The following is a 16,049-nucleotide window of genomic DNA, read 5'->3' as shown; positions in this document are numbered from 1 at the left end:
GACAGGAGTGGAACAAATGAAACAAGAAAAAGCGATCATAATAGGAGGCGGCCCATGCGGACTATCAGCTGCCATCGCATTCAAGCAAATTGGGATTGATGCACTTGTGATTGAAAAGGGGAATGTCGTGAACAGTATTTATCATTACCCAACACATCAAACCTTTTTTAGTACAAGTGAAAAGCTTGAAATCGGTGATGTCGCTTTTATTACTGAAAATCGTAAGCCCGTTCGTATTCAGGCACTTTCCTATTACCGAGAGGTCGTCAGACGAAAAAACCTGCGTGTGCATGCTTTTGAAAAAGTGAACGCCGTGACGAAACAAGATGGCCGTTTTACAGTGAATACATCAAAAAACGACTATTCATGTGATTACGTCGTCATTGCAACTGGCTACTATGATCATCCAAACTATATGAACGTCAAAGGAGAAGACCTTCCCCACGTATATCACTACTTTAAAGAAGGACATCCATATTTTGATAAAGATGTGACGGTGATTGGCGGGAAGAACTCTAGTGTGGATGCTGCACTAGAACTTGTGAAATGCGGAAGCAGAGTCACTGTGCTTTATAGAGGAACTGAATATTCATCCAGCATCAAACCTTGGATTTTACCAGAGTTTGAAGCGCTTGTCCGTAATGGAACGATTCGAATGGAGTTTGGCGCGCAGGTGAAAGAAATCACAGAAGAAGATGTGATCTTTACAAACCAGCAAAATCAAACGGATCGAGTGAAAAGTGACTATGTATTTGCCATGACTGGCTATCATCCAGATCATTCTTTCTTAGAAAAAATGGGTGTCACGATAGATCAAGAATCAGGCCGTCCAGCATTTGATGAACAAACGATGGAAACGAATGTTGAAGGTATTTTCATTGCAGGAGTCATTGCTGCTGGAAATAATGCGAATGAAATTTTCATCGAAAATGGAAGATTTCATGGCGGACTCATTGCAGAAGAAATCAACAAAAGAATCAACGGATAAAAAAAGAACTGGATCCTTCAAAGGGGTTCAGTTCTTTTTTTATAAATTGGGATTATATAGAAATTTATTTTTAGAAAAATGGGCCCGAGTCATATAAAAAAAGGGTAAATCATGGTACGATAATGAAGGATAATGTAGGGAAAGAGGTCTGGTTATGATCGCAATCATCTCAGCAGGTTTAGCTCCCGGCATCGCACTTTTAAGTTATTTTTATTTGAAAGATCAGTACGACAATGAGCCGGTTCATATGGTCATCAGATCTTTTATGCTAGGTGTCATACTTGTGTTTCCAACCATGTTTATTCAATATGTCCTTCAAGAGGAAAATATCGCAACAAACCCTATCTTGATTTCATTTGTGACGTCGGGCTTTTTAGAGGAATCATTAAAATGGTTTATTTTAATGGTCAGCGTTTATGCGCATGCCCAGTTTGACGAACACTATGACGGGATTGTGTATGGAACGAGTGTCTCACTTGGTTTTGCAACACTTGAAAATATTCTTTACTTAGTCGGTCATGGGGTCGAATATGCGTTTACCCGTGCTTTATTACCTGTATCAAGTCACGCATTATTTGGTGTTGTGATGGGATTTTATATCGGAAAAGCCCGCTTCTCTGATAAAAAAGAGCAGCGCAAATGGCTGATTCTTTCTTTAACGCTCCCTGTGCTGTTTCACGGCCTATATGATTTCATTCTATTAGGGATGAAAAACTGGGGATATATCATGGTGCCGTTCATGATTTTTTTATGGTGGTTTGGTTTAAGGAAAGCAAAAAAAGCCCGTGCGGTAAAAATGGTACAAATTTAATTTTTGAAAACGTCCTATTTGTTGATAGGGCGTTTTTTTGTCTTTTCCATCCAATTCTCTCCTGTGTTGAATGTATAAAAATAGGGATCGGAAGAAACATATATTCAAACATCAAAAGTACAGGAGGATCAAATATGGATAAAGCTCGTTTCATAAAACAAATCGTTCTTATCTTCTCAATCGTTCTTCTTGCGTCTTCACTTTTGACAGAGAGTAAAAGTGAAGCCTTCACCAGCCAAGTCATCCAGCGGGGCGCAACAGGAGAAGATGTAGTCGAACTGCAAGCGCGTCTCCAATACAATGGTTTTTACAATGGCAAAATTGATGGCGTCTATGGCTGGGGGACGTACTGGGCCGTTCGTAACTTTCAAAGCCAATTTGGCATCAAGAAGGTCGATGGACTTGTAGGCGAGAAAACAAAAAGCTTATTAGTTCAAAAGACGAAATACTACAAAGAATTTGTTCAAAAGCAGCTGCAGCAAGGGAACCAGTTTACCCATTATGGCGGAAAGCCTCTTGATCAGCAAACAAAGGCTCCGAAAAGAAGCTCGCAAAAGAAGACAGCCCAAGGTACAAAAGAAAATCAAAAAAGTCAAAGTGGATCATCTGGGAAGTCTGGCAATCAGTCAGGCAGCCAGCAGGGGAATCAAACACCGAAACAAACAGCAGCCAACATGCCTGGTGGATTTTCTAGTAATGACATTCAGCTCTTGTCACAAGCTGTTTACAGTGAAGCAAGAGGTGAGCCGTATGAAGGACAGGTGGCCATCGCGGCCGTCATCTTAAACCGTTTGAACAATCCGACCTTTCCAAATACGATCGCAGGGGTCATTTTTGAACCGCTAGCATTTACCGCTGTTGCAGATGGGCAATTTTATATGACGCCAGATGAAACGGCAAAAAAGGCTGTGTTTGATGCAATCAATGGCTGGGACCCATCTGAGAGCGCCATTTATTACTTTAATCCTGATACAGCAACAAGTCCATGGATTTGGGGAAGACCACAAATTAAACGAATCGGGAAACATATATTCTGCGAATAAAAAGAGGTGTAAATAAATGATCAGAGGAATATTGATTGCTATTTTAGGAATTGCTGTCATCTCAACAGGTTACTGGGGCTATAAAGAACATCAAGAAAAAGACGCCGTGCTGCTTCATGCTGAGAACAACTACCAAAGAGCCTTCCACGATTTAACGTATCAGGTGGATCAGCTGCATGACAAACTGGGCGCAACACTTGCGATGAACAGCCAAACATCCATCTCACCAGCACTTGCAGATGTATGGAGAATGTCATCAGAAGCGCATAACAATGTCAGCCAGCTCCCGCTCACATTGATGCCTTTTAATAAAACGGAAGAATTCCTGGCGAATGTCGGAGACTTTAGCTACAAATCATCAGTCAAAACTTTATCAGACGAACCATTAAATAAAGATACACACAAAACCATTACAGCCCTTTATAATCAAGCATCAGATATCCAAAACGAACTTAGACAAGTGCAGCACCTCGTCCTTAATAAAAACTTAAAATGGATGGATGTTGAAATGGCGCTGGCTGACGGCGATCGAAAGAACGACAACACCATCATTGACGGGCTGAAAACAGTCGAGAGAAATGCAGATGCGTTTGCAGATGTCGATCTTGGGCCTACAAATGTGTCGACAGAAAAAGAAACACAAGGCTACAATCATCTAAAAGGCGACAAGATTTCAAAAAAAGAAGCGATCCGCATTGCACAGCAATTCACACCTGACCATAATCAACATTTTAAAGTGAGAAAAAGCGGCAGCAAAACCAATCGTGACGTGTATAGCTTATCGATGTCTGATCCAGACAGCCATGCTAACTTTTACTTAGACTTAACTGAAAAAGGAGGGCACCCAGTCTACCTTCTTCAGAATCGTGACGTGAAAAAACAAAAAATCAGTTTGAATGCTGCATCAGAAAAAGCACTCAGCTTTTTAAAGAAGCACGGATTTGACACAGAATCGTTCCATTTAGATGAAAGTGCACAATTTGATAATATCGGTGTATTTACCTATGTGCCTCTTCAAAAAAATGTATTGCTTTATCCAGATAGTATACGCATGAAAGTCGCATTGGATGATGGCGAGGTTGTTGGGTTTTCAGCGAAGGACTACTTAACGAATCATAAAACTCGAGACATCAAAGCACCGAAAATCTCTCAAAAAGAAGCGCAGAAAACATTGAATCAGCATGTAAAGATCGAAGATACTCATTTGGCGATTGTGCAAAATGATATGTCAGAGGAAGTTCTGTGCTATGAGTTCCTCGGAACGATAAAAAACGATACGTACCGCATGTTCATTAATGCAGATACTGGAAAAGAAGAACGGGTAGATAAACTGAAAAACGCAGAACCTATATATAAAGACCTATAGAAAAGGAAGCGAGGAAAAGGCTAATAAGTCTTTTCCTTTTGTTTTAGACATGGTTTAATATAGGAGAGGATACGATTTCACAGATGAAAAGAGTGATGAGGAATGTTACAAATAGGGGATGCAATCACAATTGAATATGTCAATGAGAACAAAGAAGTGAAAACAGCAAAATCGAAGGTTTTGGAAAATAATAACGATGATATTTGCATTAATTATCCAGCAGATAAAGAAACGGGCCGCACCATCTACTTAAATCAGCAAACAGAAATCACCGTCTTCTTTTTTGACGAAAATCAAATTCCATACAAATGTACAAGCGAAGTCATTGGAAAAAGAAAAGAAGATATTCCGATGATTGTTATTTCCATTCCGCCAAAAGAAAAAATGATCCGGCTTCAGCGAAGAGAATATTTGAGAGTGGATACGATGATCAAAGCCACCATCATGCAAACGGACGAAGAGCCCTTTGACACGTTTATTGTGAATATAAGTGCTGGCGGCGTGGCGATTGCTGTTCCTGAGGGCGTGTCATTGAAAGATTATGGAGAAGTGGCCACAGAGTTTGAACTTCCCTTAAAAGAGCCCGTGAAAATTAAAGCGGTTGCAGAGATGAATCGAGTATATCAAGATGAACAGTCTGGCAAAACAAGAGCGATCATGGAGTTTTCAGAGATCACAAATGACCACCAACAGCACATTATGAAATACTGCTTCCAGCAGCAGCTTTTAACACGTGTGAAAAAAGCATAAGAATAAAGGGTGTAAAAAGCTTCCATACTAGAGAGGAAAGAATCTAGCGTGGAGGCTTTTTGTATGAAGACAATGGAAAGATGGTTATTGAAAGTGGTGTTCATTCAGCTTATTTTATTGCTAACTGTTCAGATCACACTTCATTTGACGAAAGGAGAACTTTTTTTGTCAAAAGTCGTGCAGTATGAGGGTGTGAATAACATGAGTATTGAAGAATGGATTGAGACGTTTAAGCAGAAGGATTGATAGAAAATTCCCCCGTTTGAGCGGTGATCGTGTTACAATTCATAAGGGAGATTCAATCAAGGAGAGGTATTATGAAAAAGAAATTATCTATTGCAATTGATGGTCCTGCAGCAGCAGGCAAAAGCACTGTGGCAAAAATAGTCGCAGCCAAAAAATCATATATTTATATTGATACAGGTGCCATGTACCGCGCGATTACACTTGCGGCACTTAATCAAGGTGTAGACCTTGAAGACGAACAGGCACTTGATTCATTACTGAAAAAAACAGTCATTGAACTAGTAACAACAGGAGAGGGTCAAAAAGTCCATCTAAACAATACGGATGTCACAGAGGATATTCGCACAGACCGCGTAAGCAACCAAGTATCGGTTGTTGCAAAGCACAGAGCTGTTCGGGAAGAAATGGTCCGCAGGCAGCAAGAGCTTGGCAAACGAGGCGGTGTCGTTATGGATGGAAGAGACATAGGCACTCACGTACTTCCGGATGCCGAAGTGAAAATTTTCTTGCTTGCATCAGTAGAAGAAAGAGCAAAACGCCGCTTTGAAGAGAATCAGAAAAAAGGCTACGATGTCAATTACGATCAGCTGATTGAAGAGATTGCAAGACGTGACAAGCTTGATTCTGAGCGCGAAGTTTCACCTTTAAAGAAAGCGGACGACGCCATTGAAATTGACACAACCTCCCTTTCTATTCAAGAGGTGGCAGGGAAAATTTTAGATGCGGCAGACCGCGTAGAGAAACAGTAAGAAATTTTAGAAAACTTTAATAAGTTAGAGGTTTATCTCTTGACAAACAAGGTCTTTTATTAGAAGTTTATACTAATACTATTTTTATTGATCATTCAAGCAATTATATTGATTTGAATGTTTCTATAATACATATTCGGCTGGCATTCATCATGCTTAAGACACATATTCGCCCAGTCGTTTTAACTAAGCTGTGTAGGTTTGGACCAAGGAGGTTATCGAAATGACAGAGGAAATGAATCAAATCGATGTTCAGGTACCAGAGGTTGGAGATGTAGTGAAAGGGATTGTTTCTAAAGTTGAGGACAAGCATGTCAATGTAGATATCGTCAATGTGAAACAACCTGGTATCATCCCAATCAGTGAATTATCAAGTCTTCACGTTGAAAAAGCATCAGATGTCGTGAAAGATGGCGACGAGTTAGAGCTTAAAGTAACAAAGGTCGAAGACGATGCTTTGATTTTATCTAAACGTGCTGTTGATGCAGACCGCGCTTGGGAAGACCTAGAGAAAAAGTTTGAAACAAAAGAAGTATTTGAAGCTGAAGTAAAAGACGTTGTAAAAGGTGGTCTTGTCGTTGACATTGGTGTGCGTGGATTTATTCCTGCATCTCTAGTAGAAGCACACTATGTAGAAGACTTCACAGATTACAAAGGGAAAACACTCTCACTTGTCGTGGTAGAACTTGACCGCGAAAAAAATCGCGTGATTCTTTCGCACCGTGCAGTCGTTGAGCAAGAGCAGTTAGACAAAAAGCAAGACTTCCTGCAAAAGCTTGAAGTAGGCAGTGTGATTGATGGTAAAGTGCAGAGGCTTACTGATTTTGGTGCATTTGTTGACATTGGCGGCATTGATGGATTAGTTCACATTTCTCAACTATCCCATGCGCATGTTGAAAAGCCATCTGACGTAGTAGAAGAAGGACAGGAAGTCCAGGTCAAAGTACTTGCTGTTGATCGTGATAACGAACGTATCTCACTATCTATTAAAGAAACATTACCAGGACCTTGGAGCCAAATTGGTGAAAAGGTAAAACAAGGTGATGTGCTTGAAGGAACTGTTCAACGTCTTGTGAGCTTTGGTGCATTTGTTGAAATTCTGCCAGGTGTAGAAGGGCTTGTGCATATTTCCCAAATCTCTCATAAACATATCGGCACGCCGCAAGAAGTCCTTGAAGAAGGGCAGACTGTCAAAGTGAAAGTGCTTGATGTGAATGAAGACGAAGAGCGCATCTCACTAAGCATTCGTGATTTAGAAGAAAATCCTGAAAAACAAATCGAAGAGGATTATCGTCAATATCAGGCGAAAGAAGAAAACACAAGCGGATTCCAGCTTGGTGACCTGATCGGCGATAAACTCAATAAACTAAAATAATTTGGTGATCAAAATTGACGCGAGCAGAAAGAAAGAAACAGCATATTGAGCATGCGTTGTCCACTGGCCAGCATGCAGCAACAGGTTTAGAAGATGTTTCCTTCGTTCACGCCAGTTTACCAGATCTTGCAACATCACAAATTGATACACATACGACAATTGGCGGACTGACTTTCGGTTCGCCAATTTTTATCAATGCAATGACTGGCGGGGGCGGAGAATCTACCTATGAGATCAACCGCTCTTTATCGATCGCAGCGAAGGAGACCAATATCCCAGTAGCAGTTGGATCACAAATGGCTGCACTGAAAGATAAAGAAGAAAGACGAACATATGAAATCGTTCGTAAAGTCAATCCGGATGGAATTGTATTTGCGAATTTAGGCAGTGAAGCGACGATTAAGCAAGCTCAAGAAGCAGTCAGCATGCTCGAGGCAAATATGCTCCAGATTCACCTGAATGTCATCCAAGAGATTGTCATGCCTGAAGGGGATCGCGATTTCAGGGGGGCGCTTGAGCGGATTGCAGCTATCGTTGAATCTGTTGGTGTGCCTGTTGTCGTGAAGGAAGTCGGATTTGGCATGAGCAAGGAGACGGCAAGAAAGTTATTCCATGCTGGGGTTGCAGCCATTGATGTAGGCGGATTTGGTGGGACGAACTTTTCTAAGATTGAAAATCTCCGCCGCCAAAAAGCCCTTCGTTATTTTGATCAATGGGGGATTCCAACTGCAGCGAGTCTTGCTGAAGTACATACAGCCTTTCAGAATCAAACGATTTTAGCCTCCGGAGGTATCAAAGATGCTCTTGATGTAACCAAATCATTAGCTCTTGGCGCATCTGCTGCTGGTCTTGCTGGATTTTTCTTAAAATCATTGACCAGTGGAGGAGAAAGCGGCCTCATCGCAGATATCATGGATCTTCAAGAAGATATCAAGATGATGATGACAGTGCTTGGTGTGAAGACGATTGAAGAACTGAGACAAGCTCCAGTTGTGATCTCAGGGGAAACAAGTCATTGGCTCAAAGAAAGAGGCGTTGACACAACGTACTATAGTAAGAGGGGCATGTGATATCACATGCCTTTTTTTATTGATTTCTTTTTCGAGCGCTTTCTGGACCTTCTAATGCTGTTGCACCTTTATGATGAATGGATTGATCACGATCAGATTCCACTCTTTTTGACGCCTTTAAACGCTTTTCCTGTCTATCTTTTCCCATCACTCATCCCTCCTCAATCATTAGGGTGTCACCTCTTGTTTATTTCATACAGAGCCGGTAACGATCCGCATGTTTAAAAATTGGAGATTTTCCCATAATGTAATTGAGGTGATGAGGCGTTGGAGGCTTTGTACTATTATTGGTCTATATGGTTCGTTTGGATTATGGTGACATTTATCATGGAAAAAAGTTTGTGGCGCAGCGTGCTAGGTATCTGTGTACTTGTCCATATTATATCCAGTCATTTCATGATATCCGTTTTAGATATGAGCATGAATGCGGGATTCTTGATGACTCTTTTATATGCATGTGCCGCTTTCGTCATATTCAGGCCTGGTTATCGATTCATGAGGATCATGCAATTGGGCTCAATGGTGAGCGCGTATGCCTTTTTTATGATGTTTGCATTATATGACCCTGTTTGGTTCACGATAATAAAGGTGGATTGGGTCGTATTTGCCTTGCTGATCTTAATGTGTATGACATATGGACAGCCGTTAACGGAAAGAATCACCCTATGGATGATGTCAGTATGTCTCGGCGAAGCCCTTTATGCGCTGACGATTCACCGCCTCACATCATCAATTGTCATAGGGGATCTCTCTTTTCTTTCCTTCGTTGTGCAAGGAGCGGTCTTCCTATTAGGTGTCGATCAGCTTGAAAAGCTCTTCAACGCCCGTTCATCAAGAAAATCAGTAAAAGGGGCTGCAAAATCAACATGACAGACTATACGTTTCCTGTGATTATTGGTGTCATCTTTGGGATGGCGGCCAGACTTTACATGTTAAGAACCGATTACCGGCAATACCCTACGTATATTCATGGACAAGTGATTCACATTGCGCTTGGTTTTATTGCGTCAGGATTAGGTGCGATCATTATGCCTGCACTGATTCAGGAGGAATTTACGGCGATTACCTTTCTCACTTTGGCAGCCACGCAATTTCGCGATGTCAGAAATATGGAAAGAAATACGTTAACCCAAATGGATTCGTACGAGCTTGTCTCACGAGGCAGTACATATATAGAAGGCATTGCCATTGCCTTTGAAAGTCGAAATTATATTGCGATTCTCACTGCACTTATTACAACGACAGCCTGTATTTTCTTCTCGCTTGTTGTTGGAACAGTGGTCGGTATTCTTTGTTTTTTCATGGCAAAGCTATTAATGTCAGGCAGTCAATTAAAGGATATCGTCAATATTCAAAAAGGGGAACTTCGCTTTGATGGGGCAGGGCTTTATGTGAATGATATATACATTATGAATATCGGGCTGCCTGAAAAGCAAAAGCTCATTTTAGAGCATGGGATGGGCTTTATTTTGACGCCGAAAAATTTCAACTCTGCTACAACGATTGCCAACCTTGGACAGCGGCAAGCCATTTTATTTGATTTATCGAACGTGCTTGGCGTGTATCGCGATTCTGGGGAACCATCGCTCTGTCCGCTCGCAAAACGTGATCTGAATAACGGCACACTTGGCGTGTTCATTTTACCGCAATGGTATCGTGAAGATTTGGCTGTCCGTGTATTAGAAGAGGTGCCTATTTTAGAAAATGCCATTCGAATGCCGACAGATTTCATAAAAAAGAAAGTGAGGTAATAGGGCATGGCGAACACCATTGAACAATTTATATTGGCTGTGGCGACAACAAATAAAGAGCGGGTCATTGGCGGAACAGCCGTTTTTTTCTGTGAAAATAAAGAAGAACTCGACATGTATGCCATGAATTTAGAGGCCATTTTAGATGGAATTGCACACGGCATTGGAGAAGATCTTTACTTGATTGTCAAACATTTTTAAGTTATTCATTGTGGTCTGATTAAAAATTGATATAATATATAAGTTGAACCCTTCATGTTTGAAGGGTTTATTTCATAAAACTGAATGAAAATTTTAAATCCCGGTTGAAACATGATGATGAACATATTGAATCGCGGCTGGATTGAAAGGAAGGGTACTATGGGTAAACCTGTCGTAGCCATTGTTGGAAGGCCCAACGTTGGAAAATCTACAATTTTTAATCGAATCGCAGGCGAAAGAATATCGATTGTAGAAGACACACCTGGTGTAACAAGAGATCGAATCTATAGCTCTGCTGAATGGTTAAATTATGACTTTAATTTAATAGATACTGGTGGAATTGATATTGGAGATGAGCCATTCTTGGCGCAAATTCGCCATCAGGCAGAAATCGCAATGGACGAAGCGGATGTCATTATCTTTATGGTAAATGGCCGAGATGGCGTGACATCTGCGGATGAAGAAGTCGCAAAAATTTTATATCGCACGAAAAAGCCAGTCGTACTTGCTGTCAATAAACTGGACAACCCTGAAATGAGAAGCGACGTGTATGACTTTTATGCGCTCGGATTTGGCGAGCCGTTTCCGATTTCTGGAACACACGGGTTAGGTCTTGGTGATCTGCTTGATGCAGTTGCAGAACATTTTAAAAATTTACCGGATACGCAATATGATGAAGAAGTTGTTCAGTTCTGCTTAATTGGCCGCCCGAATGTAGGGAAATCTTCATTAGTGAATGCTATGCTGGGAGAAGACCGCGTCATTGTCAGCAACATCGCTGGTACAACAAGAGATGCTGTCGATACGATGTTTACGTACAATCAGCGTGACTTTGTCATTGTTGATACAGCAGGTATGAGGAAAAAAGGGAAAGTATATGAAACAACAGAGAAATACAGTGTGCTTCGTGCATTAAAAGCCATTGATCGCTCTGATGTTGTCGCTGTTGTACTTGACGGCGAGGAAGGCATTATTGAGCAGGATAAACGAATTGCGGGCTATGCACACGAAGCTGGTAAAGCGGTTGTTATCATTGTGAACAAATGGGATGCTGTTGAAAAAGATGAGCGAACGATGAAGGAATTTGAGCAAAACATCCGTGAGCATTTTCAATTCCTTGATTATGCACCTGTCTTGTTTATGTCTGCTCTTACGAAAAAGAGAATTCATACATTAATGCCGTCGATTATCACAGCGAGCGAAAACCATGCAATGCGCGTTCAAACCAATATTTTAAATGATATCATCATGGATGCGGTGGCGATGAATCCAACGCCGACCCATAACGGACAGCGCCTCAAAATTTACTATGCAACACAGGTGGCCATTAAGCCTCCGTCCTTCGTTGTGTTTGTAAACGATCCAGAGCTTATGCACTTTTCTTATGAGCGTTTCCTAGAAAACCGCATTCGAGATGCATTTGGTTTTGAAGGAACACCAATTAAAATATTTGCGAGAGCGAGAAAATAAAAAGGGTGAGCAGGATGAAGAAAATTTCCGTACTTGGAGCAGGCAGCTGGGGAACAGCTCTTGCGCTTGTATTAGCTGATAATCATCATGATGTACACATGTGGGGACATAGACAAGAGCTCATTGATCAAATCAATGAGAAACATGAAAATCATGATTACTTGCCAAATGTAGAACTGCCAGCGTCTATTCAGGCGACAACTGATATGAAGCAGGCTTTAGAAGGGACAGAGGCGATTATTGTCGCTGTGCCAACAAAGGCCATTCGTGAGGTATTGAAGCAGGCAAATGAGCTGATTTCATCGAAGGTGCCGTTTGTCCATGTCAGTAAGGGAATCGAACCAGATACACTTCTTAGAATTTCTCAAATGATTGAACAAGAAGTCCCATCTGAGAAAAGAGAAGCTGTCGTTGTCCTATCAGGGCCAAGTCATGCAGAAGAAGTAGGTCTGCGTCATCCGACAACTGTCACTGTCTCGTCAGAAAATATTGAAGCAGCTCAATTTGTTCAAGATTTGTTCATGAACAATCATTTTAGAGTGTACACCAACCCTGATGTGATTGGGGTAGAGATTGGCGGCGCATTGAAAAATATCATTGCTCTTGCGGCTGGTATCACAGACGGACTTGGATATGGTGACAATGCAAAAGCGGCGCTTATCACTAGAGGCCTTGCTGAAATCGCACGTCTTGGCACAAAAATGGGAGGGAATCCCCTTACATTTGCCGGATTAACAGGTGTTGGCGATTTGATCGTGACATGTACAAGTGTTCATTCGCGTAACTGGCGTTGCGGGAATTTACTCGGTAAAGGATATAAACTCGAAGAAGTGCTTGAAAAAATGGGGATGGTTGTCGAAGGCGTCCGCACAACAAAAGGCGCTTATCAGCTTTCTAAAGAATACAAGGTCAGCATGCCGATTACAGAGGCTCTTTACGGCGTCCTGTTTGAAGGGAAAAAGGTTGACGATGCTGTAGAATCTTTAATGGCACGTGTGAAAACACATGAGATGGAAGACCTTGTGAACATGTTTGAAAACCAAACAAAATAAATGGAAAGACTGAACTTAGGCATGTAGAGGATGCAAGAAGGGGAAGACTTGCATAACATAGCAATGAAGTTTGAATAGAGCTTTGCCTCTACAGAATGAGGAAAATAGTCGATCCAATGACTGAAGCAGAGTCCCCCTCTTTGCTTCAGTTTTTTTATGCGCTTTTTTCTGAATGATTGGAAAAATGATTGGTATTTACCTTATTTTTGGTTTAAAATGAAATATAAACGCTTACAATTCGTTCGTTTTAAAGGGGGACAGGCACGATGAGTTTTGCTTTAATCAAGATGTGGTTTGCGCTTGGTTCAATGGGGCTCATGTTTTTAGCCGTAGTAACCATTTATTTCAGCAGGTTTAAGCTGAAAAGCAAATTTCTTAAAATAACAGCCTCAACCGTCGCATACAGCTTGATGCTGATATCAGGTATCATTGTGTTTTTAGTTGTCTTTAGCGGGCCGGTCAATGAATAAAGAAAAGGAAGAATGTGATGATCAAAGCAAAAGTCAGTGTCACGCTGTTAGCACTTATGTTATTAACAGGATGTCTGTATCCAGAAAATCGCAAAGCTGAGAACCGGGTGCCATACGAAGAGCAGCTGCAAAGTGTCCAGACAGCCATTGAGGAATTTCAAAAAGCAACAAATGGTCTTCTGCCTATAGAAACGAAAGAAGCAGACACGCCGGTTTATCAGAAATATGTCATCGACTTTAAGCGCTTGTCACCAAGATATTTACACGACGTACCGTCTACATCTTATGAAGGCGGGGGCGAATATATTTATGTCCTCACAGACGTCGAAAAGAAACCAACTGTGAAACTGCTTGATGTCAAAATGACGCAGACCATCAATGAATTACGTCTTAGGATCAAGATGTATCAAGATGAACATACATATCCGCCATACGGCAAAGTCGTATCAGCCAATTTATATACGTTAAATGAAAAAAAATTAGGATTAAAATCGCCGCCTGCGGTCATGAGTCCTGTGACAGGGAATTCCCTTCCATTACTGATTTCATCAAACGGTGACATCTATGTGGACTACCGCAGTGATTTTGCTCATATTTTGAAGAATACGAAGCAAAAGCTGAAACCAGGTGAAAACATTCAAGATGTATATTGGCAGGAAACTCCGTTTGTACCCGCGTTTTCTGTCCCATATACCATCAACAAAAAAGGTGAGCCTGCCTTTTTAGAAAAAAAGACGTCATAAACAAGAATGAACCTTTTTCCTCTGCATATAAATGAGGAGAAAGGTTTTTTTATGGCTAAACATACTCTCAAAACAAAAAGGTGTCATATTCAAATAGGACAACGTCATACACATATATTGTCCAGACACCTTTCAAGCACAGTTTGATTGAAGAATAGAGTATTTAATTTGAAAACGAGGATAGCAAGTCCGGGAGGGGATCACTTGGAAAAAGTCGATATTTTCAAGGATATCGCTGAACGAACAGGAGGCGATATATATTTAGGAGTCGTTGGCGCTGTTCGTACAGGGAAATCTACGTTTATTAAAAAGTTTATGGAGCTCGTGGTGCTCCCGAATATCAATAATGAGGCAGATCGTGCAAGAGCACAGGATGAATTGCCGCAAAGCGCAGCAGGAAAAACCATTATGACCACAGAGCCAAAATTTGTACCGAATCAAGCAGCATCTATTCACGTGAGTGACGGTCTTGATGTCAACATCAGGCTTGTCGATTGTGTGGGATACACTGTCCCTGGTGCGCGCGGGTATGAAGATGAAAATGGCCCAAGAATGATCAATACGCCGTGGTATGAAGAGCCAATCCCGTTTCATGAAGCAGCGGAAATTGGTACACGCAAGGTCATTCAAGAGCATTCAACAATAGGTGTAGTGATTACAACAGATGGGTCCATTGGAGAAATCCCAAGACATGATTATATTGAATCTGAAGAACGAGTGATTGATGAACTCAAAGAGGTTGGAAAGCCATTTATTATGGTCATCAACTCAGTGAGGCCATATCATCCTGAAACAGAAGCGCTCCGGCAGGAACTTAGCCAAAAGTATGATATTCCAGTACTCGCCATGAGCGTAGAAAGTATGAGAGAGCAAGACGTACTCAGTGTACTTCGTGAAGCATTATATGAATTCCCAGTTCTAGAGGTGAATGTGAACCTGCCAAGCTGGGTGATGGTGCTGAAAGAAGATCACTGGCTGAGAGAGAGTTATCAGGATTCAGTGAAGGAAACCGTAAAGGATATTAAAAGATTAAGAGATGTCGACCGTGTCGTTGGTCAATTCAGTGAATTTGATTTTATTGAAAGAGCGGGGTTAGCAGGAATTGAAATGGGTCAGGGGATTGCGGAGATTGACCTGTATGCGCCAGATGATTTATATGATCATATTTTAAAAGAAGTCGTTGGTGTAGAGATTAGAGGGAAAGACCATCTACTAGAGCTCATGCAAGATTTTGCTCATGCTAAGACAGAATATGATCAAGTATCAGACGCATTAAAAATGGTGAAGCAGACTGGTTATGGGATTGCAGCGCCAGCGTTGTCAGATATGAGTTTAGATGAGCCAGAAATCATTAGGCAGGGATCAAGATTCGGCGTAAGGTTAAAAGCGGTAGCGCCATCTATTCACATGATTAAAGTAGATGTAGAGAGCGAATTTGCACCGATTATCGGAACAGAAAAACAAAGTGAAGAGCTAGTCCGCTACTTAATGCAAGACTTTGAAGATGATCCGCTTTCGATCTGGAATTCAGATATATTTGGCCGCTCCCTCAGCTCCCTTGTCAGAGAAGGCATTCAAGCAAAGCTGTCTCTCATGCCGGAAAACGCAAGATATAAGCTGAAGGAAACACTTGAAAGAATCATCAACGAAGGATCAGGCGGTTTGATTGCGATTATTTTATAGCAAGTGAGACCTCTCATTGATAGGGGTCTTTTTTTGCGTATTGAATGAGTCATAAAAAGACAATTGTATAAAGATTAGTCAGATTCAGGTTGAAATTAGGAATATTCGTTCGCAAAAGTGCCCTTAATCCTTGACGAATAAGGATTCTACCCTTTAAAATGCTTGATATGGTATTTCATATGTGTTAATCTACTTACAGAAAATCTTCACTTTGTTGGACAAACATTCCTTCAAAGAGATGTTTTCTAATGAAAAGCCATGTATAACGCTTTCTAGACGCT

18 protein-coding genes are annotated in these 16,049 nt (G+C 41.2%); 17 read left to right on the top strand and 1 reads right to left on the bottom strand.

All coding sequences use genetic code 11. From position 1 onward, the window contains the following. Positions 1-16: 16 nt before the first annotated feature. The 9 genes from OIT90_RS06350 (at position 17) to fni (ending at position 8,398) form a co-directional block, all read left to right on the top strand. The gene (locus OIT90_RS06350; RefSeq protein ID WP_268465803.1) at positions 17-988 is read left to right on the top strand and encodes a YpdA family putative bacillithiol disulfide reductase; all 972 of its coding nucleotides are present in this window, start codon (positions 17-19) and stop codon (positions 986-988) included. A gap of 154 nt (positions 989-1,142) precedes the next feature. Further along, positions 1,143-1,799 (top strand): glutamic-type intramembrane protease PrsW, encoded by a 657-nt coding sequence (gene prsW / locus OIT90_RS06345; protein ID WP_024422824.1) that lies wholly within the window; start codon positions 1,143-1,145, stop codon positions 1,797-1,799. Positions 1,800-1,933: 134 nt separating this feature from the next. Beyond that, complete coding sequence (gene sleB / locus OIT90_RS06340; protein WP_058837965.1) at positions 1,934-2,842, top strand: spore cortex-lytic enzyme; 909 nt, start codon at positions 1,934-1,936, stop codon at positions 2,840-2,842. Between the two features lie 16 nt (positions 2,843-2,858). Then, the gene (gene ypeB / locus OIT90_RS06335) at positions 2,859-4,208 is read left to right on the top strand and encodes a germination protein YpeB (protein WP_039179595.1); all 1,350 of its coding nucleotides are present in this window, start codon (positions 2,859-2,861) and stop codon (positions 4,206-4,208) included. 102 nt (positions 4,209-4,310) lie between these two features. Continuing rightward, complete coding sequence (locus OIT90_RS06330; RefSeq protein WP_058837963.1) at positions 4,311-4,958, top strand: flagellar brake protein; 648 nt, start codon at positions 4,311-4,313, stop codon at positions 4,956-4,958. Between the two features lie 63 nt (positions 4,959-5,021). After that, positions 5,022-5,204 (top strand): YpfB family protein, encoded by a 183-nt coding sequence (locus OIT90_RS06325; protein WP_099663365.1) that lies wholly within the window; start codon positions 5,022-5,024, stop codon positions 5,202-5,204. Positions 5,205-5,275: 71 nt separating this feature from the next. Beyond that, a complete protein-coding gene (cmk, locus tag OIT90_RS06320) occupies positions 5,276-5,953 on the top strand; it encodes a (d)CMP kinase (RefSeq protein WP_039179588.1) in 678 nt (225 codons plus the stop codon). A 223-nt stretch (positions 5,954-6,176) separates the two neighbouring features. Beyond that, a complete protein-coding gene (rpsA, locus tag OIT90_RS06315; RefSeq protein WP_041085926.1) occupies positions 6,177-7,328 on the top strand; it encodes a 30S ribosomal protein S1 in 1,152 nt (383 codons plus the stop codon). A gap of 14 nt (positions 7,329-7,342) precedes the next feature. Further along, positions 7,343-8,398 (top strand): type 2 isopentenyl-diphosphate Delta-isomerase, encoded by a 1,056-nt coding sequence (gene fni / locus OIT90_RS06310; protein ID WP_474892371.1) that lies wholly within the window; start codon positions 7,343-7,345, stop codon positions 8,396-8,398. Between the two features lie 16 nt (positions 8,399-8,414). Here the strand turns inward: fni and OIT90_RS06305 are convergent, their stop codons facing one another. Beyond that, positions 8,415-8,546, bottom strand: coding sequence for a YpzI family protein (locus OIT90_RS06305; protein ID WP_064497540.1), 132 nt, complete (start codon positions 8,544-8,546; stop codon positions 8,415-8,417). A 119-nt stretch (positions 8,547-8,665) separates the two neighbouring features. On the opposite strand from OIT90_RS06305, the gene OIT90_RS06300 reads away from it, so the two are divergent. The 8 genes from OIT90_RS06300 (at position 8,666) to spoIVA (ending at position 15,768) form a co-directional block, all read left to right on the top strand. Continuing rightward, positions 8,666-9,268, top strand: a complete 603-nt coding sequence (locus tag OIT90_RS06300; protein WP_421727355.1) for a YphA family membrane protein — start codon at positions 8,666-8,668, stop codon at positions 9,266-9,268. Further along, the gene (locus OIT90_RS06295) at positions 9,265-10,149 is read left to right on the top strand and encodes a YIEGIA family protein (RefSeq protein ID WP_039179575.1); all 885 of its coding nucleotides are present in this window, start codon (positions 9,265-9,267) and stop codon (positions 10,147-10,149) included. The genes OIT90_RS06300 and OIT90_RS06295 overlap by 4 nt, the downstream gene beginning before the upstream one ends. Positions 10,150-10,155: 6 nt before the next feature. Beyond that, positions 10,156-10,350 (top strand): capping complex subunit for YIEGIA, encoded by a 195-nt coding sequence (locus OIT90_RS06290; RefSeq protein WP_008344527.1) that lies wholly within the window; start codon positions 10,156-10,158, stop codon positions 10,348-10,350. Positions 10,351-10,509: 159 nt separating this feature from the next. Then, the gene (der, locus tag OIT90_RS06285; protein WP_041085918.1) at positions 10,510-11,820 is read left to right on the top strand and encodes a ribosome biogenesis GTPase Der; all 1,311 of its coding nucleotides are present in this window, start codon (positions 10,510-10,512) and stop codon (positions 11,818-11,820) included. A 14-nt stretch (positions 11,821-11,834) separates the two neighbouring features. Further along, the gene (locus OIT90_RS06280) at positions 11,835-12,872 is read left to right on the top strand and encodes an NAD(P)H-dependent glycerol-3-phosphate dehydrogenase (RefSeq protein ID WP_041085916.1); all 1,038 of its coding nucleotides are present in this window, start codon (positions 11,835-11,837) and stop codon (positions 12,870-12,872) included. 266 nt (positions 12,873-13,138) lie between these two features. Next, positions 13,139-13,342: a DUF2768 domain-containing protein gene (locus OIT90_RS06275; protein ID WP_034280421.1), complete on the top strand. Its 204-nt coding sequence runs from the start codon at positions 13,139-13,141 to the stop codon at positions 13,340-13,342. A 17-nt stretch (positions 13,343-13,359) separates the two neighbouring features. Beyond that, entirely contained in the window at positions 13,360-14,085 is a 726-nt protein-coding gene (locus tag OIT90_RS06270; RefSeq protein WP_106025039.1) for a hypothetical protein, read from the top strand. Between the two features lie 204 nt (positions 14,086-14,289). Next, entirely contained in the window at positions 14,290-15,768 is a 1,479-nt protein-coding gene (gene spoIVA, locus OIT90_RS06265) for a stage IV sporulation protein A (RefSeq protein WP_008344534.1), read from the top strand. The last annotated feature ends 281 nt before the right edge of the window (positions 15,769-16,049 follow it).

The organism is Bacillus sp. ABR (assembly GCF_056172715.1).
The sequence above is the reverse complement of the archived record's forward strand: the minus strand, read 5'-3'. Positions and strand labels throughout refer to the sequence as shown.

Bases quoted from the DNA above. Each gene is read 5' to 3' on its own strand.
- OIT90_RS06290 (WP_008344527.1), top strand. From the start codon at position 10,156: ATGGCGAACACCATTGAACAATTTATATTGGCTGTGGCGACAACAAAT.
- der (WP_041085918.1), top strand. From the start codon at position 10,510: ATGGGTAAACCTGTCGTAGCCATTGTTGGAAGGCCCAACGTTGGAAAA.
- ypeB (WP_039179595.1), top strand. From the start codon at position 2,859: ATGATCAGAGGAATATTGATTGCTATTTTAGGAATTGCTGTCATCTCA.
- OIT90_RS06350 (WP_268465803.1), top strand. From the start codon at position 17: ATGAAACAAGAAAAAGCGATCATAATAGGAGGCGGCCCATGCGGACTA.
- prsW (WP_024422824.1), top strand. From the start codon at position 1,143: ATGATCGCAATCATCTCAGCAGGTTTAGCTCCCGGCATCGCACTTTTA.
- rpsA (WP_041085926.1), top strand. From the start codon at position 6,177: ATGACAGAGGAAATGAATCAAATCGATGTTCAGGTACCAGAGGTTGGA.
- OIT90_RS06330 (WP_058837963.1), top strand. From the start codon at position 4,311: ATGTTACAAATAGGGGATGCAATCACAATTGAATATGTCAATGAGAAC.
- OIT90_RS06270 (WP_106025039.1), top strand. From the start codon at position 13,360: ATGATCAAAGCAAAAGTCAGTGTCACGCTGTTAGCACTTATGTTATTA.
- OIT90_RS06295 (WP_039179575.1), top strand. From the start codon at position 9,265: ATGACAGACTATACGTTTCCTGTGATTATTGGTGTCATCTTTGGGATG.
- OIT90_RS06325 (WP_099663365.1), top strand. From the start codon at position 5,022: ATGAAGACAATGGAAAGATGGTTATTGAAAGTGGTGTTCATTCAGCTT.
- OIT90_RS06305 (WP_064497540.1), bottom strand. From the start codon at position 8,546: ATGGGAAAAGATAGACAGGAAAAGCGTTTAAAGGCGTCAAAAAGAGTG.
- cmk (WP_039179588.1), top strand. From the start codon at position 5,276: ATGAAAAAGAAATTATCTATTGCAATTGATGGTCCTGCAGCAGCAGGC.
- OIT90_RS06275 (WP_034280421.1), top strand. From the start codon at position 13,139: ATGAGTTTTGCTTTAATCAAGATGTGGTTTGCGCTTGGTTCAATGGGG.
- sleB (WP_058837965.1), top strand. From the start codon at position 1,934: ATGGATAAAGCTCGTTTCATAAAACAAATCGTTCTTATCTTCTCAATC.
- OIT90_RS06280 (WP_041085916.1), top strand. From the start codon at position 11,835: ATGAAGAAAATTTCCGTACTTGGAGCAGGCAGCTGGGGAACAGCTCTT.